Genomic DNA, 17,223 nt, shown 5'->3' on the forward strand with positions numbered 1-17,223 from the left:
CCTTAGTCGTGATCCGGCGGATGTGAACATCACTTCTTTTAGTTGTCGACGCGCGGAGTTACCCGGGTCGTCGCCGCGCGGTCCCGCGCAGGGAGGTCAGTCCTCACCCCGGACGATGTTCCACTCCGCACCGGAGCGCACCGCTCCCGGGGTGCCCCGGTCCTCGACGGCGGGGAGGCAGGTCCGCAGCGCGGCCTTTCCGCGCAGGCGGCGTGCCTTCGACCAGCCGGTCTCGTGCTGACGGACGACGGGCTTCTCACTGGTGTCCATGGACTCCACGACTCATCATCTTCCTTCTGCTTCCACTGATGTTCGAGTCCCCAGCGGAAAACCGAACAAACCCGGGCCGGGACGCCTGTGCCGCGCCCTCGAACTCCCCCGCTCCCGCCCGGTGTTCCCGGACGGACGACGGTCCCGCGCACGGCGTGGTGCGCGGGACCGTCTCCTGGGTCCGCCGGTCGCGGCCGGTCAGGCGTTGGGGCGCGCGGCGCTGATGTCGCCGAGTGCCGACTCCGGGTCGCGCTCCATGGCCAGGTCGCCCAGGGAGACGATGCCCACGGGGTGCCCGTGGTCGACGACCGGGATGCGGCGTACGGAGTGCTCGCGCATCAGCCGCACCGCCTGGACCAGGTCGTCGTCGGGGCTGACGGTGACCACCTCGTCGCTGCACGCGCCGGCGACGGTGATCCGCTCCGGGTCGCCGCCCTTGCTGACCGACCGGACCACGAGGTCGCGGTCGGTGACCAGACCTCGCAGGTGGTCGCCGTCCGTCACCAGGACGACTCCGAGGTCCTCGTCGCGCATGATGCGCGCCACCTCGGCGACGGAGGTCTGCGGCTCGACGGTGACCGGGTCGCCGGTCATGATGTCGCGGACATGCTGAGCCATGACATTCCTCTTCCTTCGGCTCGTGGCGGTTGCTCCGTCCTACGCCGCGCCGGGTACCCGGTCACGGCGCGGTGTCACCAGGTGGGGCCGGCCTCCAGCAGACGGTCGCGGACGACGGCGACGTGCGGGTTGTCCGAGGTGCCCGGCCGCTGGACGAGGAAGCCGGTGTTGATCGGCGCGTCCTCGGGGGCGTCGAGGAGGACCAGGGCGCCGGACGCCAGTTCCCCGGCGCACAGGTAGCGCGGCAGCACGCTGAAGCCGGCCCCCGCCGTGACCAGCGCCAGGACGGCCCTCAGGTCCGGTACCGACACGGCGGCGCGGCAGTTCAGGCGCCGGCCGAAGACGTGCCGCCAGTAGCGGCGCACGATGGGCAGGTCCTCGGCGTAGGTGATCAGCGGGACGTCGTGCAGCGCGGCGGGCCGGTCGGCGGCCGGGCGCCGCGCGAGGCGGTCGGCCCAGGCGGGGGCGGCGACCAGGACGAACTCCTCGTCGGCCAGTGGCACCGCGGACAGGGTGCGGCCGCGGGGCCGGCTGGTGGCGATCACCAGGTCGTGGCGGCCGGCGCGCAGTTCGTCGAGCAGGGGCTCGGTCAGCCCGGTCGTGACGCGCAGCCGTACGCCTTCGGTGACGAGCGGGGCGAGGGCGGGCAGGGCCCGGATGGAGAGCAGTTCGGCGGGCCCGGCCAGATGGACCGGCTCGGCACGCGACTCCCGCGGGCCGTGACCGGTGGCCTCGGCGAGCGCGTCGAGGGGTCCCGCGACACGGGTCGCGAGTTCGTCGGCGACCGCCGTGGGGGCGACGCCGCGCGGCAGCCGCTCGAACAGCTCCCTGCGGGTCTGCCGCTCCAGCGAGCGGATCTGCGTGGTGACGGTCGGCTGGGACAGGCCCAGCAGCTGCGCGGCGGCCGTGAAGGAGCCGGCCCGGTACACGGCCAGGAAGGTGCGCAGCAGGTTCAGGTCCGGCTGGGCGGGCGCTCCGGTGGCGCCGAGGGGATCGAGAGGCCTCACACGATCCGACCCTACTGCTCTGCCCCATTGGAAATCCTATGTCCGGCATTGGTACCGCCATTGGAAAACCGGCGGTCCGGACGCCTACGGTCGTTCTCGTACGAGTCATCGCCGCGCTGCTGAGCCGCGGCCCGTCCCACGGAGATGCACCCACCATGTCGAAGATCCTCTTCGTCGTCACCGGCGCCGACACCTGGACCCTGGCCGACGGCACCGAGCACCCCACCGGCTTCTGGGCCGAGGAGGCCGTCGCCCCGTACGAGGCGTTCCGGGCGGCCGGCCACGAGGTCGTCGTGGCCACGCCCGGCGGTGTCGAGCCCACCGTCGACCGGGCCTCCCTGGCGCCCGAGGTGAACGGCGGCCAGGAGAACGCCGACCGGCTCGCGAAGGCGCTGGAGTCGTTCGCCGAGCTGCGGCACCCCGTCCGGCTGGAGGACGTCCGGCTGGACGACTACGCGGCCGTCTTCTACCCCGGCGGCCACGGCCCGATGGAGGACCTCGCCGTCAACGCCGATTCCGGCCGGCTGCTCGCCGCGGCCCTGGAGTCGGGCAGGCCGCTCGGTGTCGTGTGCCACGGTCCTGCCGCGCTGCTGGCCGCCGTCGGGGCCGACGGCGGGAACGTCTTCGCCGGTTACGAGGTCGCGGCGTTCACCAACGCCGAGGAGGTCCAGGGCGGTCTCGCCGACCGCGCGAAGTGGCTGCTCCAGGACCGCCTCACCGAGGCCGGCGTGACCGTGCGGGCCGGGGAGCCGTGGGCCCCGCACGTGGTCACCGACCGCAATCTGGTCACGGGCCAGAACCCCGCGTCGTCGGCCCCGCTCGCGGAGGAACTGCTGAAGCGGCTGGGCTGAGGGGTCGGCGCCCACCCGGGCCGCCCGGGCCCGGGCCGGGTGCTCAGCGTCCCAGCACCAGCTCCGCCCACACCTGCTTGCCGCCGCTGACCGGCAGGGTGCCCCAGGTCGCGGAAACGGCCTCGACGAGGAGGATGCCCCGGCCGCCGGTGGCCTCCCAGCCGATGCTGGTCGGTCTGACCGGCGAGCGGGGGGAGGCGTCGGCGATGGCGACACGCAGCCGGTTGTTCAGGAGGGTCAGGTCCATGCGAACCTTGCCGTCGGTGTGGACGAGGGCGTTGGTGACGAGTTCGGAGACGACGAGCAGGACGGCGTCGTACTCGGCGGTGACGCCCCAGGAGCGCAGGGTGCGCCGGGCGAAGCGGCGGGCGTGCCCGACGGCCTGCGGCACCCGCCAGACCGTCCAGCTCTCCCGCAGCGGGCGCAGCTCCATGCCGTCGTAGCGCAACAGGAGCAGGGCGACGTCGTCGCTGCGCGGGGCGTTGCCCAGCAGGGCGTCGGCGACGAGCCCGAGGTCGGTGGGGGCGGCGCCGGCGAGCTGCTCGGCGAGGTGGTCCATGCCTTCGTCGATGTCGGAGCCGGGGGTCTCGACGAGGCCGTCCGTGACGAGGGCGATCATGATGCCGGGCGGCAGCCGGAGCGGGCTCATGGGGAAGTCGGCCCGGGCGACCACCCCGAGCGGCGGCCCGCCCTCGGCCTCGGCGATCTCGGTCCGGCCGTCCGGGTGGCGCAGCACCGGCGGCAGGTGCCCGGCGCGCACGCACCAGGCGGAGCCCTCCTCCAGGTCGACGTCGACGTAGCAACAGGTCGCGAAGAGGTCGCTCTCCATGTCCATGAGGAGCCGGTTGGCGTGCGCGACCACCACGTCCGGCGGGTGCCCCTCGACGGCGTAGGCGCGCAGGGCGGTGCGCATCTGGCCCATGAGGGTGGCGGCGCCGGCGCTGTGGCCCTGGACGTCGCCGATGACCAGGGCGACGTGGTTGTCGGGCAGCGGGATGACGTCGTACCAGTCGCCGCCGAGTTCGAGCCCGGCCGTGCTCGGCAGGTAGCGGGCGACGGCCACCGCGCCCGGCAGCCGGGGCAGGCTGCGCGGCAGCAGCTGGCGCTGGAGCATGCCGACGAGTTCGTGCTCGGCGTCGAAGGCCCGGGCCCGTACCAGGGCCTGTCCGGCGAGGCCGGCGCAGGCGGTGAGCAGGGCGCGTTCGTCGGTGCCGAAGTCGTGCGGGGTGTCCCAGCCGATCAGGCAGGCACCGGCCATGCGGTTGCCGGCGGGCAGCGGCAGGACGGCGAGGCCGCCGGGGCCGACCTCGGCCAGGGCGCGTTCCAGGGGGCTGCCGGCGGGCCAGATGCGGGCCCGGCCCTCGCGCAGCGCGGCGGCGAGGGTGGGCATGGCGCGCACGGGTGCGTCGGGCCACTCGGTGCGCCACTCCGACCGCCACAGCTCGGGCCAGGCCTCGGGTTCGGGCGGGTCGAGGACGGTGACGACGAGCCGCTCGCTCTCCAGTTCGGCGAGGGCGATCCGGTCGGCCCTGAGCGGCCTGCGCAGCGCGGCGACCACGGCCTTGCCGACGTCGCGGACGGTGACGGCGGTGGCCAGTGCGGCGGCCAGGCGCTGGACGCGGGCCACGTCGGTGACGTCGGAGCGCAGCGTGGAGACGTCGACGACCGTGCCCACGAGCCGCGCCGGGCGGCCCTCGCCGCCGGGCAGCAGGCGCCCGCGCAGCCGGAGCCACTTCGGCGGCCCGGCGGGCTGGAGCACCCGGAACTCCAGCTCGCGGTCGCCGATGGACATGTGGTCCGCCTCCACGACGGACATCAGGGACGGCAGGTCCTCGGGGACGGTCAGGCTGAGCAGTGTCTCGACCCGGCCGTCGAACTCCACGGGGTCCAGGCCGAACAGGTCCAGCAGGTCGTCGCCGACCCGGACGCGGCCGCTGTCCATGGCGAGGCTGAAGGCGCTCGGCGGCAGGTCGCCGGCCTCGGCGGGCGCGGCCGGGGCGGTGAAGGCGACCGCGTCGGAGACGAGTTCCAGGCACCTGAGGCCGTCGGCGGTGAACCCCCCGGGGCGTTCGCTCACCGCCAGCAGGCAGCCGCCGTCGCCTCGCACGGGTAGGGCTGTCAGGAAGAAGTCCCCGGACGGAACGCGCCGCGCCTGGGCGTCCGCGGCCAGTTCCGCCGGGCCCAGCGACACCGGACGTCCGCCCCGGAGCGCCGCGGCGACCGGGGACCGCCCGGCGCGCGGGTAGCTGTCGCGCAGCCCGTACAGCGTCCTCGGGACCCCGGCCGACTCCATCAGGCACAGCAGCTCGCCGTCCTGGCCGGGCGCGTAGACGGCGGCGAAGGCCGCACCGGCGAAGACGAGTGCCTGTTCGAGGACGCGGCGCAGCCGTTCGGGTGACTCCTGATCGGCCGCGATCGCCTTGAGGGCACTTTCGGCACGCGTCGTTCGCGTTCCGCGCTCCTGGGCGCCCTGTCTGACCACGTTGGCCATTACAGCGCTTATGAGACACCTGCGCAGCCCCTGTGGGCGTTCCGTGGAGGCTCGGCGGCGAGCGCGCTCGAAAGGATCCGAACATGTCTTGACGCATGCGTTCCGCACGGTGTTCTCGTGACAGGCGTGACTGTGCGTGCCTGGCACGTGGCTGGAAAGCTCGGTGCTCGTCACGGAGGGGGACGCATGGACAAGCGGTACGAGGTGTACGCGCTGGCCGACCGGCATTTCTACGAGACGCCGGACCGGCTGGCGCGGGACGGGCTGGGGACAGCCGCCCACCTCTACGAGACGGCCCGCCGGCAGCTGCCGGAGGGCTGGGAGTCGGCCCGGATCGGCGACTGGCAGACGATGACACCGCTCGGCCCGGACGGCGAACCGTTGCAGGGCCCGGCCCAGGGGTGGAAGATCCACGCCTCGGCGACCCGGGCGAACGCGGAGAAGATCGCCGCGATCGTGTGGGACTACTGCGTCGAGCGGCGCGTCCCCTTCAAGTTCGTGCCGGGCCCGCACCTGCTCCACCTGCGCAACACCAAATACGCGCCGCGCGACGGCAGCGGCAAGTTCGTCACCGTCTACCCGGCCGACGAGGAGCAGCTGCAGCGGGTGCTGCGCGAGCTGGGCGCGCTGCTGGAGGGGTTCGAGGGGCCGTACATCCTCACCGACCTGCGCTGGGGCGAGGGCCCGCTGTACGTCCGCTACGGCGCCTTCGCACGGGCGTTCGTCGTGGACGAGCGGGGCTCGCTGGTGCCGGCGGTGCGGGACGGCGAGGGACGGCTGGTGCCGGACCGGCGGTCGCCCTCCTTCCAGGTGCCCGGGTGGGTGACGCTCCCGGCGTTCCTCCAGCCGCACCTCGACGCGCGGAACAACACGACGACCGGAGAGCTGCCCTACCGCATCGAGAAGGCACTGCACTTCTCCAACGGCGGCGGGGTGTACGCGGGCACCGACACCCGCGACGGGCGCAAGATCGTCCTCAAGGAGGGGCGGCCGCACGCGGGGCTCGCCTCGGACGGTGCCGACGCGATCGCCCGGCTGGAGCGCGAGAAGCGAGCGCTGGAGCAGGTCGCGGGCACGGGCGTGGTCCCGGAGGTGCGCGACTGGTTCGAACTCGGCGGGCACCGCTTCCTGGTGATGGACTTCCTCGAAGGCCGTCCGCTCAACTCCTTCTTCGCCGAGCGGCATCCGCTGCTCACCCAGGACCCCGACGCCGAGGCCGTCGCCTCCTACACGGCCTGGGCGCTGCGTATCCACCGCAAGGTGGAGGAGGCCGTGGCGGCGGTGCACGCCCGGGGCATCGTCTTCAACGACCTGCACGTCTTCAACATCATGGTCGCGCCGGACGAGGAGACGGTGTTCCTCCTCGACTTCGAGGCCGCGGCGCCCGTCGGGGAGAACAGCCGTCAGGTCGTCGCCCACCCCGGGTTCTTCGCGCCGCCGGACCGCCGGGGCGCCGACGTCGACCGCTATGCGCTGGCCTGTCTGCGGCTGGCCCTGTTCCTGCCCGTGACCACGCTCTTCGTGGTCGACCGGGGCAAGGCGGCGCACCTGGCGGAGGTGATCGCGGAGCAGTTCCCGGACGTGCCGCGGGAGTTCCTCGACGAGGCGGTCACGGAGATCACCCGCGAGGTGTCCGGCCGTACGGTGGCCGCTCCCTCCTCGCCGGTGGACCCGGGCGACTGGCCGTACAGCCGCGACTCGATGGTCAAGGCCATCCTCGCCTCGGCCACCCCGGAGCGCGACGACCGGCTCTTCCCCGGCGACGTGGCCCAGTTCTCGGACGGCGGCGGGCTCGGGCTCGCCCACGGCGCCGCGGGTGTGCTGTTCGCGCTGGACGCGGCCGGCGCCGAGCGGTACGAGGAGGGCGAGCGCTGGCTGCTGGACCGGACGGCACCGCCCCCGGTGGGCACTCCGCTCGGCCTGTACGACGGGCTCGCGGGCGTCGCCCTGGTCCTCGACCGGCTCGGGCACCGGCAGCGGGCACTGGACCTGGTCGAGGGCATCCTCGCCGAGCGGTGGCAGAAGCTCTCCTCCGACCTGCACGGCGGACTGGCCGGGCTGGGCCTCGTCCTCGGGCACCTGGCCCGTACGACCGGCGAGGCGGAGCTGGGCGAGCGGTCCCACGAGGCGGCGCTGATCCTCGTGCAGCGGCTCACCGAGCCGGTCCCGGCCTCGTCCCGGCCGCGCGCCGGACTGCTGCGCGGCGCGAGCGGTGCCGCCCTGCTCATGCTGCGGCAGTACGAGTGGACCGGCGAGGAGGCCTGGCTGGAGGCAGCCGCCGTGGCCCTGCGCCGGGACCTGGCGTCCTGCGTCACCCGCGAGAACGGGTCGCTGGAGGTCGACGAGGGCTGGCGGACCCTGCCCTACCTCGGCGACGGCAGCACGGGCCTCGGCATGGTCCTCGACGACCTCGTCGCCCACTCCCCCGGCCTCGCCGGGGAGTTCGAGACGGCCCGCTCCGGTGTGCTCACCTCGGCCACCTCACGCTTCTACGCGCAGCCCGGGCTCTTCCAGGGCCGCGCCGGAATGATCCTGCACCTCAGCCGCACGACCACGCCGGGCGCGACCGGGGACCGGCTGGCCGCGCAGATCGCCGGGCTCGGCTGGTTCGCGATGGCCTACCAGGGCCAACTGGCCTTCCCCGGACACCAGATGATGCGGCTCTCCATGGACCTCGCCACCGGAACGGCAGGGTGCCTGCTGGCGCTCGGCGCGGCCCTCGACCCGGCGGCCGACGCCCACCTGCCGTTCCTCCCGCCGCCCGGAAGGCGGCCCCACTGACGCGGTTCCGCGATCCCGCGGAGTCGTGACACCACCCCGTCCCCACGGATGACCACGGACGGACACCCAATGGAAGGACACACCATGGCACTTCTCGACCTGCAGACCATCGAGACCGAAGAGCGCACGGACGGCGGCGGCAACAGCACGGTGAGCCTGCTCTCCTGCATCAGCGCCGCGAGCGTTCTGCTCTGTCTCTGACCGACGGTCTGCTCGCTCCGGGCGGCTCCCTCCCTTCGGGGAGGGGCCGCCCGGGGTCCTTCCCGTCCCAGGAAAGGCCCGTATGACCTCGCGTGCCGACGACGACCCGGCGGCCGGACACGCTCGCACCCTGCTGCGCACGGCCACCCGGTACAGCGGGTCCCGCTGTGCGGCGCTGTGCCTGGTGAGCATCGCCGCGACGGGTGCCGGACTGCTGCTCCCGGCCGTGCTGGGCCGGGCCCTCGATCTTCTGCTGGCGCACGCTCCGGCGACCCGCTGGGTGCTCTGCTGCGCCGGCCTCGTGCTGCTGCTCGGTCTGCTCGACGCGGTCCAGACCGTCCTCACCGGCACCGTCGACGCCCGCACCACCGCGTGGCTGCGCCGCCGGCTGACCGGGCACGTGCTCGGCGTCGGCCCGCGCGCCGCCGACCGCTTCGGCTCCGGTGACCTCGTCGCGCGGCTGGTCGGCAACGCCGCCGAGGCCGGAACCACTCCGGCGGCCCGTGCGGCGCTGGTCGCCGCGCTCGCCGGACCCCTGGGCGGAGTGGTCGCGCTGGGCCTGATCGACTGGTGGCTCGCGGCCGTCTTCCTCGCCGGAGCCCCCGTACTCGCCCTGCTCCTGCGCGCCGTCTCCCGGGACACCTCCGAGAGCGCGGCGCGCTATCAGCGGGCCCAGGGCCGGATCGCGGCCGCGCTGGCGGAGGCCGTCGAAGGGGTCCGCACCGTCCGGGCGGCCGGCACGGAGGGCCGGGAGACGGCACGGGTGCTGCGGCCGCTGCCCGATCTGTGCCGGGCCGGGCACGGCATGTGGCGGGTGCAGGGGCGGGCCGCGGCCCGGGCGGTCGCCGTGGCACCGCTGCTCCAGCTCGCGGTCGTCGCCGTGGCCGGTGTGCTGCTCACCCGGGGCCGGCTCTCCGTGGGCGAGGTGCTCGCGGCCTCCCGGTACGCGGTGCTCGCCACGGGTGTCGGTGTGCTGGTCGGCCGGCTCGCGGGCCTGGCCAGAGCCCGGACCGCGGCCCGGCGCCTCGGCGAGGTCGAGGCCGAGCCCGCCACCGCGTTCGGCACCCGCCGGCTGCCCGACGGCCCCGGGCGGCTGGAGCTGCGCGGGGTGACGGCCCGGCGCGGCGGACGCACCGTGCTCGACGGAGTGGACCTCGACGTGCCGGGCGGTACGACCCTGGCCGTGGTCGGGCGGTCCGGCGCGGGCAAGTCGCTGCTGGCCGCGCTGGCCGGACGGCTGGCCGATCCGGACGCGGGCGAGGTGCTCCTCGACGGTGTGCCCCTGCGCGAGCTGCACCACGACGACCTGCGCGGCGCGGTCGGCTACGCCTTCGCCCGCCCCGCCCTCCTCGGCGGCACCATCGGGCAGGCGATCGGCCTCGGTCTGCCGTGCCCCTCCCCCGGCCGGATCCGCGAGGCGGCCCGCACGGCCCTCGCGGACGACTTCGTCCGCCGCCTCCCGGACGGCTACGACACGGCCGTCGCCGACGCCCCGCGCTCCGGCGGCGAGTCCCAACGGCTGGGTCTCGCCCGGGCGTTCGCGCACGGCGGGCGGCTGCTGGTCCTCGACGACGCACTCTCCAGCCTCGACACGGTGACCGAACGGCACATCACCGACGCCCTGTTCGGCGACGGCCCGGGCGCCACCCGGCTGCTGGTCGCCCACCGCGGCGCGACGGCCGCCTGCGCCGATGCGGTGGCCTGGCTGGACGGGGGGCGGGTGCGGGCGGTGGGGCGGCACGAGGAGCTGTGGCGGCTCGCGGAGTACCGGGCGGTGTTCGGGGAGGGGACGGCGCCCGCGGACACCGGCGACGGCGACGTGCCACCGGTCTCGGACACCCGGGGCGGACATGGAGAGGGGCGTGACGGCGTGAGCGGCCGGATGCGGCCCGCGGCGGCAGCCGGGGAAGGGACGGCTTCATGACGGCCCGGGCCCCCGCCGGCCTGCCCGCCCGCGGCCTGCGCTTCCTGCTGGCCCGCCGGCGGGTCCTGCTGCGGCTCACCGCCTGGTCCGTCCTGGAGACCGGGCAGACCTTCCTCCTCGGGTACGGGCCGGCCCGCGCGCTGGACGACGGATTCCTGGCCGGGCGGGCCGGTGTCGGGCTGGCCTGGCTGGCGGTGACCGGGATCGGTGTCCTGCTCGGCGCGTACGGGACCGCCCGGGTCTACGCCGCCGTCGCCGCGCTGGTCGAACCGTTCCGGGACCGGCTCGTGGAACGCGTGGTCGCGCGCGGGGTGCGGACCGGTGACGCGGGTTCCCTGTCCGGGCTCACCCAGCAGGTGGAGATCGCCCGGGACACCTTCGCCGGACTGGTCATGGTCTCCCGCTCCTTCGTGGTCACCGCCGTCGGTGCCCTGGCGGGCCTGTTCACCCTCGCCCCGCCGCTCCTGCTGGTCGTGGGGCCGCCCCTGGCCCTCGGCATGGCGCTGTTCGCCGCGACGCTGCGGCCGCTCGCCCGGCGGCAGGAGACGTTCCTGCTCGCCGACGAGGCCCTCGCCGGTGACCTCGGCACCGTCTGCCCGGGCTTGCGGGACGTCACGGCGACCGGCGCGGAGGCGCACATCGCCGCGGGGACCGGGGAACGGGTCGAGGCCGAACTGCGGGCGGCGCGCGCCCTGGCCCACTGGGGCGTGCTGCGCGTGGTCTCCCTGACGGTCGGCGGCCAGCTCCCGATCGTGCTGCTGCTCGCCGCCGCCCCCTGGCTCCTGTCCCACGGCGTCACCGCCGGCGCCCTGGTCGGCGCCCTCGCCTACGTCACCCAGTCCCTGCTCCCGGCCCTGCGCAACCTGATCCACGGCCTGGGCACGAGCGGCTCCCGGCTGACGGTGGTGCTGCGCAGACTGACCCGGACCGACACCGACACCGCCACCGCCACCGCCACCGCCACCGCCACCGCCACCGACGATGGCAACACGCCTCCCCCACTGGGGGCCGCCCGCCCCGCGAACACCACCGCCGGCACCGTCGGCCCGCCTCGCCCGGCCGACGGGACCACCCCCGCCGGCGCGTCACGCCCGGACGGGAGTCGCTCCCCCACCCAGGCCGGCCGCAGCCTGCCCCGCCCCGCACGGAGCCGACCCGGCGAGGAGGCGCCCCCCGCCCTCTCCCTCACCTCCGTCACCTTCGCCTACGGCTCCGCCAGCGCCCCCGTCGTCCAGGACCTCGATCTCGACCTGCCGCCCGGCGCGCACCTGGCCGTCGTGGGGCCCAGCGGCGCCGGCAAGTCCACGCTCACGGCGCTGGTGGCGGGGCTGCTCACACCCTCGCGCGGCGCCGTGCGGGTGGGCGGGCACCCCGTGCCGGGCCCGGACGCCGCGGCCGGGCGGGTGCTCATCCCGCAGGAGGCGTACGTGTTCGGCGGCACCCTGGCCGAGAATCTCGCCTACCTGCGCCCGTACCCGGTGCCGGAGGAGGAGATGCTGGCCGCGGCCGACGCGGTCGGCCTCACCCCGCTGGCCGGCCGGCTCGGCGGGCTCGGCGCCCGGGTCGATCCGGCGGCGCTGTCCGCCGGTGAGCGGCAGCTCGTCGCCCTGACCCGGGCCTGGCTGTCGCACGCCCCGCTCGCGCTGCTGGACGAGGCGACCTGCCACCTGGACCCCGGGACGGAGGAGCGCGCGGAGCGGGCGTTCGCCGCGCGGCCGGGCGGGACCCTCGTGGTCGTGGCCCACCGCATCAGCTCGGCCCGCCGCGCCGGCCGCGTCCTGGTGATGGACGGCCGGAGCACCGCGTACGGCGGCCATGAGGAGCTGATGCGGTCCTGCGCGCTGTACCGGGACCTCGTCGGGAGCTGGGCCCCCGCACCGGCCCTGCGGCGGTCAGAGCCAGCCCTGGCCCTGCGAGATGCGTATCGCGTCGATGCGGTTGCGGGCCCCGGTCTTGCGGGTGATGGCGGCCATGTAGTTGCGCACCGTCCCGTGGGACAGGTGCAGGCTCCCCGCGATCTCCGCGATGGAGGCCCCCTCGGCCGCGAGGGATAACACGCTCAGTTCCCTGCGGGTCAGCGGCATCTCGGCCGCCTTGAGGAATCCGAAGCCCAGCGAGTCGTTGACGAAACGTTCCCCCTCGGCGACGCGACGGATCCCGCGCAGCAGGTTCTGCGGGGATCCCTCCTTGTCGACGTAGCCGAGCGCCCCCGCCTCGGCCGCCCGCTTCAGCAGGCCCGGCCGGTTCGCGGTGGCGAGCACGAGTAATCGCGGGCGCACCCGGTCCGGCCCCGGCCGGCACAGCTCGCCCAGCGGTGGGATGCCATAGGAGTCCGCGCACTCCAGGTCCGCCGCGCACACGTCCGGCCGAACCGACCGCATCGTGCCCGGCGCGCCGCGCCACGACGTGTCGTGCACCGCCAGGTCGGACTCCTGCCGCAGCCACTCCGCCAGCACCGACCTCACCAGGCACTCGTCGTGGACCAGAAGCACCCGGATCACTGCCACCCCCTCCGCTCGCAGCCGTACGCCCCCTCGTCGTGTTGAGCGCGTGCCCCATTGTTCGCGATCGTGACCCTGCGTGGGCGCGGAGAACCGGCCATCAGGGTGCGCGGGGGCGCACGCCCAGCGCCCGTACGCCCGGCCGCGCTTCGACTACGGGGGCATGGGTCGGGGCGGCCGGGGTAGGCACGTGCCCCCGCCGGGGCCGGAGCACATGTGACCGACGGTAACCGGGGCGGCTCCGGAGCCGCTCGTCGTGCGGAACGGGCCGTCAGGGGGGAGATTTGTTCCTGGACCCGGTCGCGCGGCCGTGCGAGGAGGTGGTCGGCGTGTCCGACGGGCAGTCCTCCGCGCAGGCGCCGGCAGCCGCCAGGACGCCGGTCGGCCGGCCCCTGCTGTCCCTGGCGCTGGCTTCGATGATGGACGAGGTGCACGCCCACTCCGGCGCGGTGTACCTGATGGCACCGGATCAGCCGGTGCTGGAGATGGCGGTGATGGCCGGGCTGCCCCGGGCGTTCGCGGCCCCCTGGGAGCGGGTGGGGCTGAGCTCGCCGATCCCGGTCTCCGACGCGGCGCGCGAGCGGCGGCTGGTGTGGGTCGGGGGCGAGGAGCAGATGGCACGGCACTATCCGCGGATCGCCGTGGTGCTGCCGTATCCCTTCGCCCTGGCGGCGGTACCGATCGCCACCGAGTCCACCGTCTACGGCGCGGTCTTCGTGACCTGGCCGGGCTCGCATCCGGCGGAGATGTCCGACCACGAGCGCGAGCATCTGACCGCGGCCTGCGGCCGGCTGGCGGTCCGGCTGGAGCGGGCCGCCGAGCACAGCATCCCGCCGCACCCCGAGACCGACCTGCTCGCCGCGCCCCTGGTGGGAGGCATGGCCGGCACGCTCGGCACGGTCGAGGCGGCGCGGATGGTGAGCCGGCTGCCGTACGGGCTGGTCTCGCTGGACCTGCACGGACGCATCGGCTTCGTGAACGCGGCGGCGGCCGAGCTGCTGAACGTCCCGGTGAGCCGGCTGCTCGGCACCCAGCTGTGGGCGTCGGTGCCCTGGCTCAACGACCCGGTCTACGAGGACCGCTACCGGGCCGCGCTGCTCAGTCAGCAGGTCACGTCGTTCGTGGCGCTGCGCCCGCCGGGCGAGTGGCTGTCGTTCCGGCTGTACCCGAGCACGACGGGCCTGAGCGTGCGCATCACCAGGTCCAGGGCCGTGTCGCGGATGAACCGGACCGTACCGCCGCCCGACGGGGCACCCTCCCGGCTCGTCACCATCTCGCAGGTGCTGGACCTGGCCGGGGCACTCACCGAGGCGGTGGGCGTGCAGGACGTGGTGCAGCTGGTCGCGGACGAGATCGCCCCGGCCGTGGGCAGTCAGGCCCTGGTGGTCCTGGGCTCGCGGGCGAACCGGCTGCGGGTGCTCGGGCACCGCGGATACCTGGACCCGCACCTGGTGGAACGGTTCGACGGGATGCCCCTGACCGAGTCGACACCCGGCACCCAGGTGCTGCGCACGGGCGTGCCCGCCTTCTTCGAGTCGCAGGAGGAGCTGGAACGCCTGTACCCGGTGCGGCTCGCGACCCCCGACGGGTTCGCGGCCTGGGCCTATCTCCCGCTGATCGCCCAGGGCCGCCCGGTGGGGACGTGCGTGCTCTCCTACGCCGAACCGCACCCGTTCCCGACGGAGGAGCGGGCGGTGATGACCAGCATGGCCGGGCTGATCGCCCAGGCGCTGGAGCGGGCCCTGCTCTACGACGCCAAGTACCGGCTCGCGCACGGCCTGCAGGAGGCGCTGCTGCCGCACTCCCTGCCGTCGCTGCCCGGCATCGAGGCGGTGGGCCGCTATGTGCCGGCCACTCAGGGCATGGACATCGGCGGGGACTTCTACGACCTGGTCGGCACTCAGGGCACGGCGGCGGCGGTGATCGGCGACGTCCAGGGCCACAACGTGACGGCGGCCGGTCTGATGGGGCAGGTCCGCACCGCGGTGCGCGCGTACACGACCGTGGGACAGGCGCCCGAGGAGGTCATGCGGAGCACCAACCGGCTGCTGCTCGACCTGGGGTCCGACCTGTTCGCCAGCTGCCTGTACCTGCGGCTCGACCCGGAGCACGGGCGGGCCGTGATGTCCCGGGCGGGCCATCCCCCGCCGCTGCTGAAACGACCGGATGGCAAGGTGCGCGTCCTCGACCTGGCGGGCGGACCGCTGCTGGGCATCGACGCCTCGGCGGTGTATCCGACGACGGAGGTCGCCTTGCCCCCGGGCTCGCTGCTCGTCCTCTACACCGACGGGCTGGTCGAATCGCCCGGCACGGACTTCGAGGAGGCCCTCGCGGATCTGGGCCGGCGGCTGGCCGACGCCGGGGACCAGCCGCTGGACGAACTGGCGGACAGCCTCGTCCACCAGGAGCCGCGCCACGCGGTCGGGGAGGAACGGCTCGACGACATCGCCCTGTTGCTGATCAGGGCCCTCGGGTAGCGCCGGGGCTCCCCGGCCGGGAACGCCGGTGGCCGGCCCGGTTCCGCCAGGAAGGGGGCGGAACCGGGCCGGCGGCGTCGGACCGGCTGCCGACGGCTGTGAGGGGGTCAGCGGCTCTCGGTCAGACCGGAGTCGTCCTCGACACCCTGGCCCGCGTCCTGACCGGCTCCGGCACCCGCACCGGCCCCGGCCTCGTCGCCTCCGGCCTGCTCACCGGCACCAGCCTCTTCACCGGCTCCGGCTTCCTCGCCGGCACCGGCACCGGCCTCTTCACCGGCACCGGCCTCCTGACCGGCGCCCGCCTCTTCGCCCGCGCCGGCTTCCTGGCCCGCACCGGCCTCGTCACCGGCACCGGCACCGGCACCGCCGCCCGCGGCACCGCCCGTGCCGAGGGTCGCGCCGACCGCCTCCAGGGCGGTGGTCACCGGCTGGAAGAACGTCTCGCCGCCGACCGTGCAGTCACCGCTGCCGCCGGAGGTCAGGCCGATGGCCAGACCGTCCTGGGTGAACAGCGAGCCGCCGCTGTCGCCGGGCTCGGCGCAGACGTTGGTCTGGATGAGGCCGGTGACGGTGCCCTCCGGGTAGTTCACCGTGGCGTCCAGGCCGAGGACCTGGCCGTCGGCGAGCCCGGTGGTGCTGCCCATCCGGAAGACCTCCTGGCCGACGGTCGCCTCCGCGGCCTCGGTGATCTGGACGGTCTGGTTGCCGGTGTTGACCTCGCTGGGCGCCTCGGTCGCCGGGTCGTCGTACTTCACGAGTGCGAAGTCACCGTTGCCCGGGAACGTCGACTGGTCGACGGTGGCGATCGGCTGACCGCCCTGGCTGTCCGACCACTCGTTGCCGCCGAGGGTGCAGTGACCGGCCGTCAGGAAGGCGGGCGAGCCGTCGCCCGCGGTGACGTTGAAGCCGAGGGAGCAGCGCGAGCCGCCCGCGAAGATGGCGTCGCCTCCGGAGACGAACGGCTTGAAGGTGCCAGAGGACTTCTTGATGGTGGCCATGCCGGAGCCGAGCTCCTGCACGGTGGATTCCAGTCTGTCCCACTTGGCGCCGGTCACGGTGCTGTCCGCCGTCACCAGGAGCTTGTTGGTGCGCGGGTCGATCGACCAGGAGGTGCCGGCGATGGTCGCCTCGGACTTCAGCGTCGAGGCGCCGTCCTGCAGCTCCGACCAGCTGTTCTCGACCTCGCGGACCTTCGCGCCGGCCGCCTTCGCCTGCACGATCACGTTGTTGTTGTCGCCCGGTACGACGTTGACGACGAGCTGCTGGCTGTCTCCGTCGTAGTAGGAGCCGCCGAACGCCTCACCGAGAAGCCCGGAGAGCTGCGAGGCGAGATCCGAGGCGTCGCCCGCCTTCAGGGTCTTCGGCGCGGCCGCCGCGTCGTCGGACGAACCGTCCTGCGAGGCGTTGGCGTTGGGGAGCAGGATCGCGGCCGCGCCGAGCGCCACCACGCTGCCCGCCGCTATCGCGGCCTTGCGCTTCGGAATTCGCTTGTGACTCAAACTTCTCTCCTCCTGGGGAACGGAGTAGGTGCCGTCGTCCGGCAGCTTCTGGGGGGGCGCCTGGATGGCTGTTGGTACGCACGGGCCGCACGGGGCGTTCAATTCCGATTGCAAGTGATCCCTTCGCATCGCGGAATCAGCCAACTCCCGCCGCCGCACGGCGACCGCGCGGTCCCCCTGCCGCCCTGCTCGCACAAGGCCGGTCCAGGAGAGAGGGTCAGGCCGGACCGGGGAGATCCATGGCCGGATGACGGCCTTTCAGCGACGGGCGCCCCGCCGACGGGGCGGAAGGCAACACTCCGTATCCGTCCGGAGACGATCCGTCGACGTCACGGAGCCAAATCCCGGCTTCAGCGAATCTGCACATCGAATGCTCAACCCGGTCACCGAAATGAGGGTTATCCACACCCCGGCCGTGTCGGACACGCCTTTGGGGCGGGAGTGCCGGATTCGCCGTCCCGCCGGACAAGGGCCGGGATGCGGCGATGCGGTGCCGCATGTGAAGGACTCGCCGCCAAGCGGTGCACGAACCTGCACGGATCGGTGCCGCTGGGGCGCAAGTTGCCTGATGAGGAGGGTGGTTGATTGGAAGCGCGGAGCAGC

11 protein-coding genes and 1 pseudogene are annotated in these 17,223 nt (G+C 74.4%); 6 read left to right on the plus strand and 6 right to left on the minus strand.

The genetic code is table 11. The features are described 5' to 3' along the window. Window positions 1–96 precede the first annotated feature (96 nt). The 3 genes from HNR57_RS32365 to HNR57_RS32375 all read right to left on the minus strand — a co-directional run bounded on the left by HNR57_RS32365 (window position 97) and on the right by HNR57_RS32375 (window position 1,895). The gene (locus tag HNR57_RS32365) at window positions 97–279 is read right to left on the minus strand and encodes a hypothetical protein (RefSeq protein ID WP_184566024.1); all 183 of its coding nucleotides are present in this window, start codon (window positions 277–279) and stop codon (window positions 97–99) included. Window positions 280–468: 189 nt separating this feature from the next. Further along, a complete protein-coding gene (locus HNR57_RS32370) occupies window positions 469–888 on the minus strand; it encodes a CBS domain-containing protein (RefSeq protein ID WP_184565733.1) in 420 nt (139 codons plus the stop codon). A gap of 74 nt (window positions 889–962) precedes the next feature. Then, a complete protein-coding gene (locus HNR57_RS32375; protein ID WP_184565735.1) occupies window positions 963–1,895 on the minus strand; it encodes a LysR family transcriptional regulator in 933 nt (310 codons plus the stop codon). Window positions 1,896–2,050: 155 nt separating this feature from the next. Here HNR57_RS32375 and HNR57_RS32380 point away from each other — a divergent pair, with 155 nt between their 5' ends. Continuing rightward, entirely contained in the window at window positions 2,051–2,746 is a 696-nt protein-coding gene (locus HNR57_RS32380; protein WP_184565737.1) for a type 1 glutamine amidotransferase domain-containing protein, read from the plus strand. A 43-nt stretch (window positions 2,747–2,789) separates the two neighbouring features. Here HNR57_RS32380 and HNR57_RS32385 read toward each other — a convergent pair whose 3' ends face one another. Continuing rightward, window positions 2,790–5,237 carry a SpoIIE family protein phosphatase gene (locus HNR57_RS32385; protein WP_184565739.1) on the minus strand — a complete coding sequence of 816 codons (2,448 nt, stop codon included), beginning with the start codon at window positions 5,235–5,237 and terminating at the stop codon, window positions 2,790–2,792. A 186-nt stretch (window positions 5,238–5,423) separates the two neighbouring features. Between HNR57_RS32385 and lanKC the strand changes: the two genes are divergently transcribed. The 4 genes and pseudogenes from lanKC to HNR57_RS39875 all read left to right on the plus strand — a co-directional run. Beyond that, on the plus strand, window positions 5,424–8,018 hold the full coding sequence (gene lanKC, locus HNR57_RS32390; RefSeq protein ID WP_184565741.1) for a class III lanthionine synthetase LanKC: 2,595 nt from the start codon (window positions 5,424–5,426) through the stop codon (window positions 8,016–8,018). 84 nt (window positions 8,019–8,102) lie between these two features. Beyond that, complete coding sequence (locus tag HNR57_RS32395) at window positions 8,103–8,219, plus strand: SapB/AmfS family lanthipeptide (protein WP_031113019.1); 117 nt, start codon at window positions 8,103–8,105, stop codon at window positions 8,217–8,219. A gap of 82 nt (window positions 8,220–8,301) precedes the next feature. Continuing rightward, a complete protein-coding gene (locus tag HNR57_RS32400; RefSeq protein ID WP_246555159.1) occupies window positions 8,302–10,143 on the plus strand; it encodes an ABC transporter ATP-binding protein in 1,842 nt (613 codons plus the stop codon). Between the two features lie 497 nt (window positions 10,144–10,640). Continuing rightward, window positions 10,641–11,792, plus strand: a pseudogene (locus HNR57_RS39875) (ATP-binding cassette domain-containing protein); the annotation flags it as partial. A 243-nt stretch (window positions 11,793–12,035) separates the two neighbouring features. Here the strand turns inward: HNR57_RS39875 and HNR57_RS32410 are convergent. After that, window positions 12,036–12,644 carry a response regulator transcription factor gene (locus HNR57_RS32410; RefSeq protein ID WP_184565743.1) on the minus strand — a complete coding sequence of 203 codons (609 nt, stop codon included), beginning with the start codon at window positions 12,642–12,644 and terminating at the stop codon, window positions 12,036–12,038. A 320-nt stretch (window positions 12,645–12,964) separates the two neighbouring features. Here HNR57_RS32410 and HNR57_RS32415 point away from each other — a divergent pair, with 320 nt between their 5' ends. Beyond that, the gene (locus tag HNR57_RS32415) at window positions 12,965–15,121 is read left to right on the plus strand and encodes a SpoIIE family protein phosphatase (protein WP_184565999.1); all 2,157 of its coding nucleotides are present in this window, start codon (window positions 12,965–12,967) and stop codon (window positions 15,119–15,121) included. Between the two features lie 107 nt (window positions 15,122–15,228). Here the strand turns inward: HNR57_RS32415 and HNR57_RS32420 are convergent, their stop codons facing one another. Next, window positions 15,229–16,620: a S1 family peptidase gene (locus HNR57_RS32420; protein WP_184565745.1), complete on the minus strand. Its 1,392-nt coding sequence runs from the start codon at window positions 16,618–16,620 to the stop codon at window positions 15,229–15,231. Window positions 16,621–17,223 lie beyond the last annotated feature (603 nt).

Source organism: Streptomyces paradoxus, assembly GCF_014202475.1.
In the GTDB taxonomy this organism is placed as follows: Bacteria; Actinomycetota; Actinomycetes; order Streptomycetales; family Streptomycetaceae; genus Streptomyces; species Streptomyces paradoxus.

What these genes read in the sequence shown, in the direction of transcription:
- HNR57_RS32385 (WP_184565739.1), bottom strand. Translation starts at nt 5,237, where the DNA reads ATGGCCAACGTGGTCAGACAGGGCGCCCAGGAGCGCGGAACGCGAACG.
- HNR57_RS32395 (WP_031113019.1), top strand. Translation starts at nt 8,103, where the DNA reads ATGGCACTTCTCGACCTGCAGACCATCGAGACCGAAGAGCGCACGGAC.
- lanKC (WP_184565741.1), top strand. Translation starts at nt 5,424, where the DNA reads ATGGACAAGCGGTACGAGGTGTACGCGCTGGCCGACCGGCATTTCTAC.
- HNR57_RS32400 (WP_246555159.1), top strand. Translation starts at nt 8,302, where the DNA reads ATGACCTCGCGTGCCGACGACGACCCGGCGGCCGGACACGCTCGCACC.
- HNR57_RS32380 (WP_184565737.1), top strand. Translation starts at nt 2,051, where the DNA reads ATGTCGAAGATCCTCTTCGTCGTCACCGGCGCCGACACCTGGACCCTG.
- HNR57_RS32370 (WP_184565733.1), bottom strand. Translation starts at nt 888, where the DNA reads ATGGCTCAGCATGTCCGCGACATCATGACCGGCGACCCGGTCACCGTC.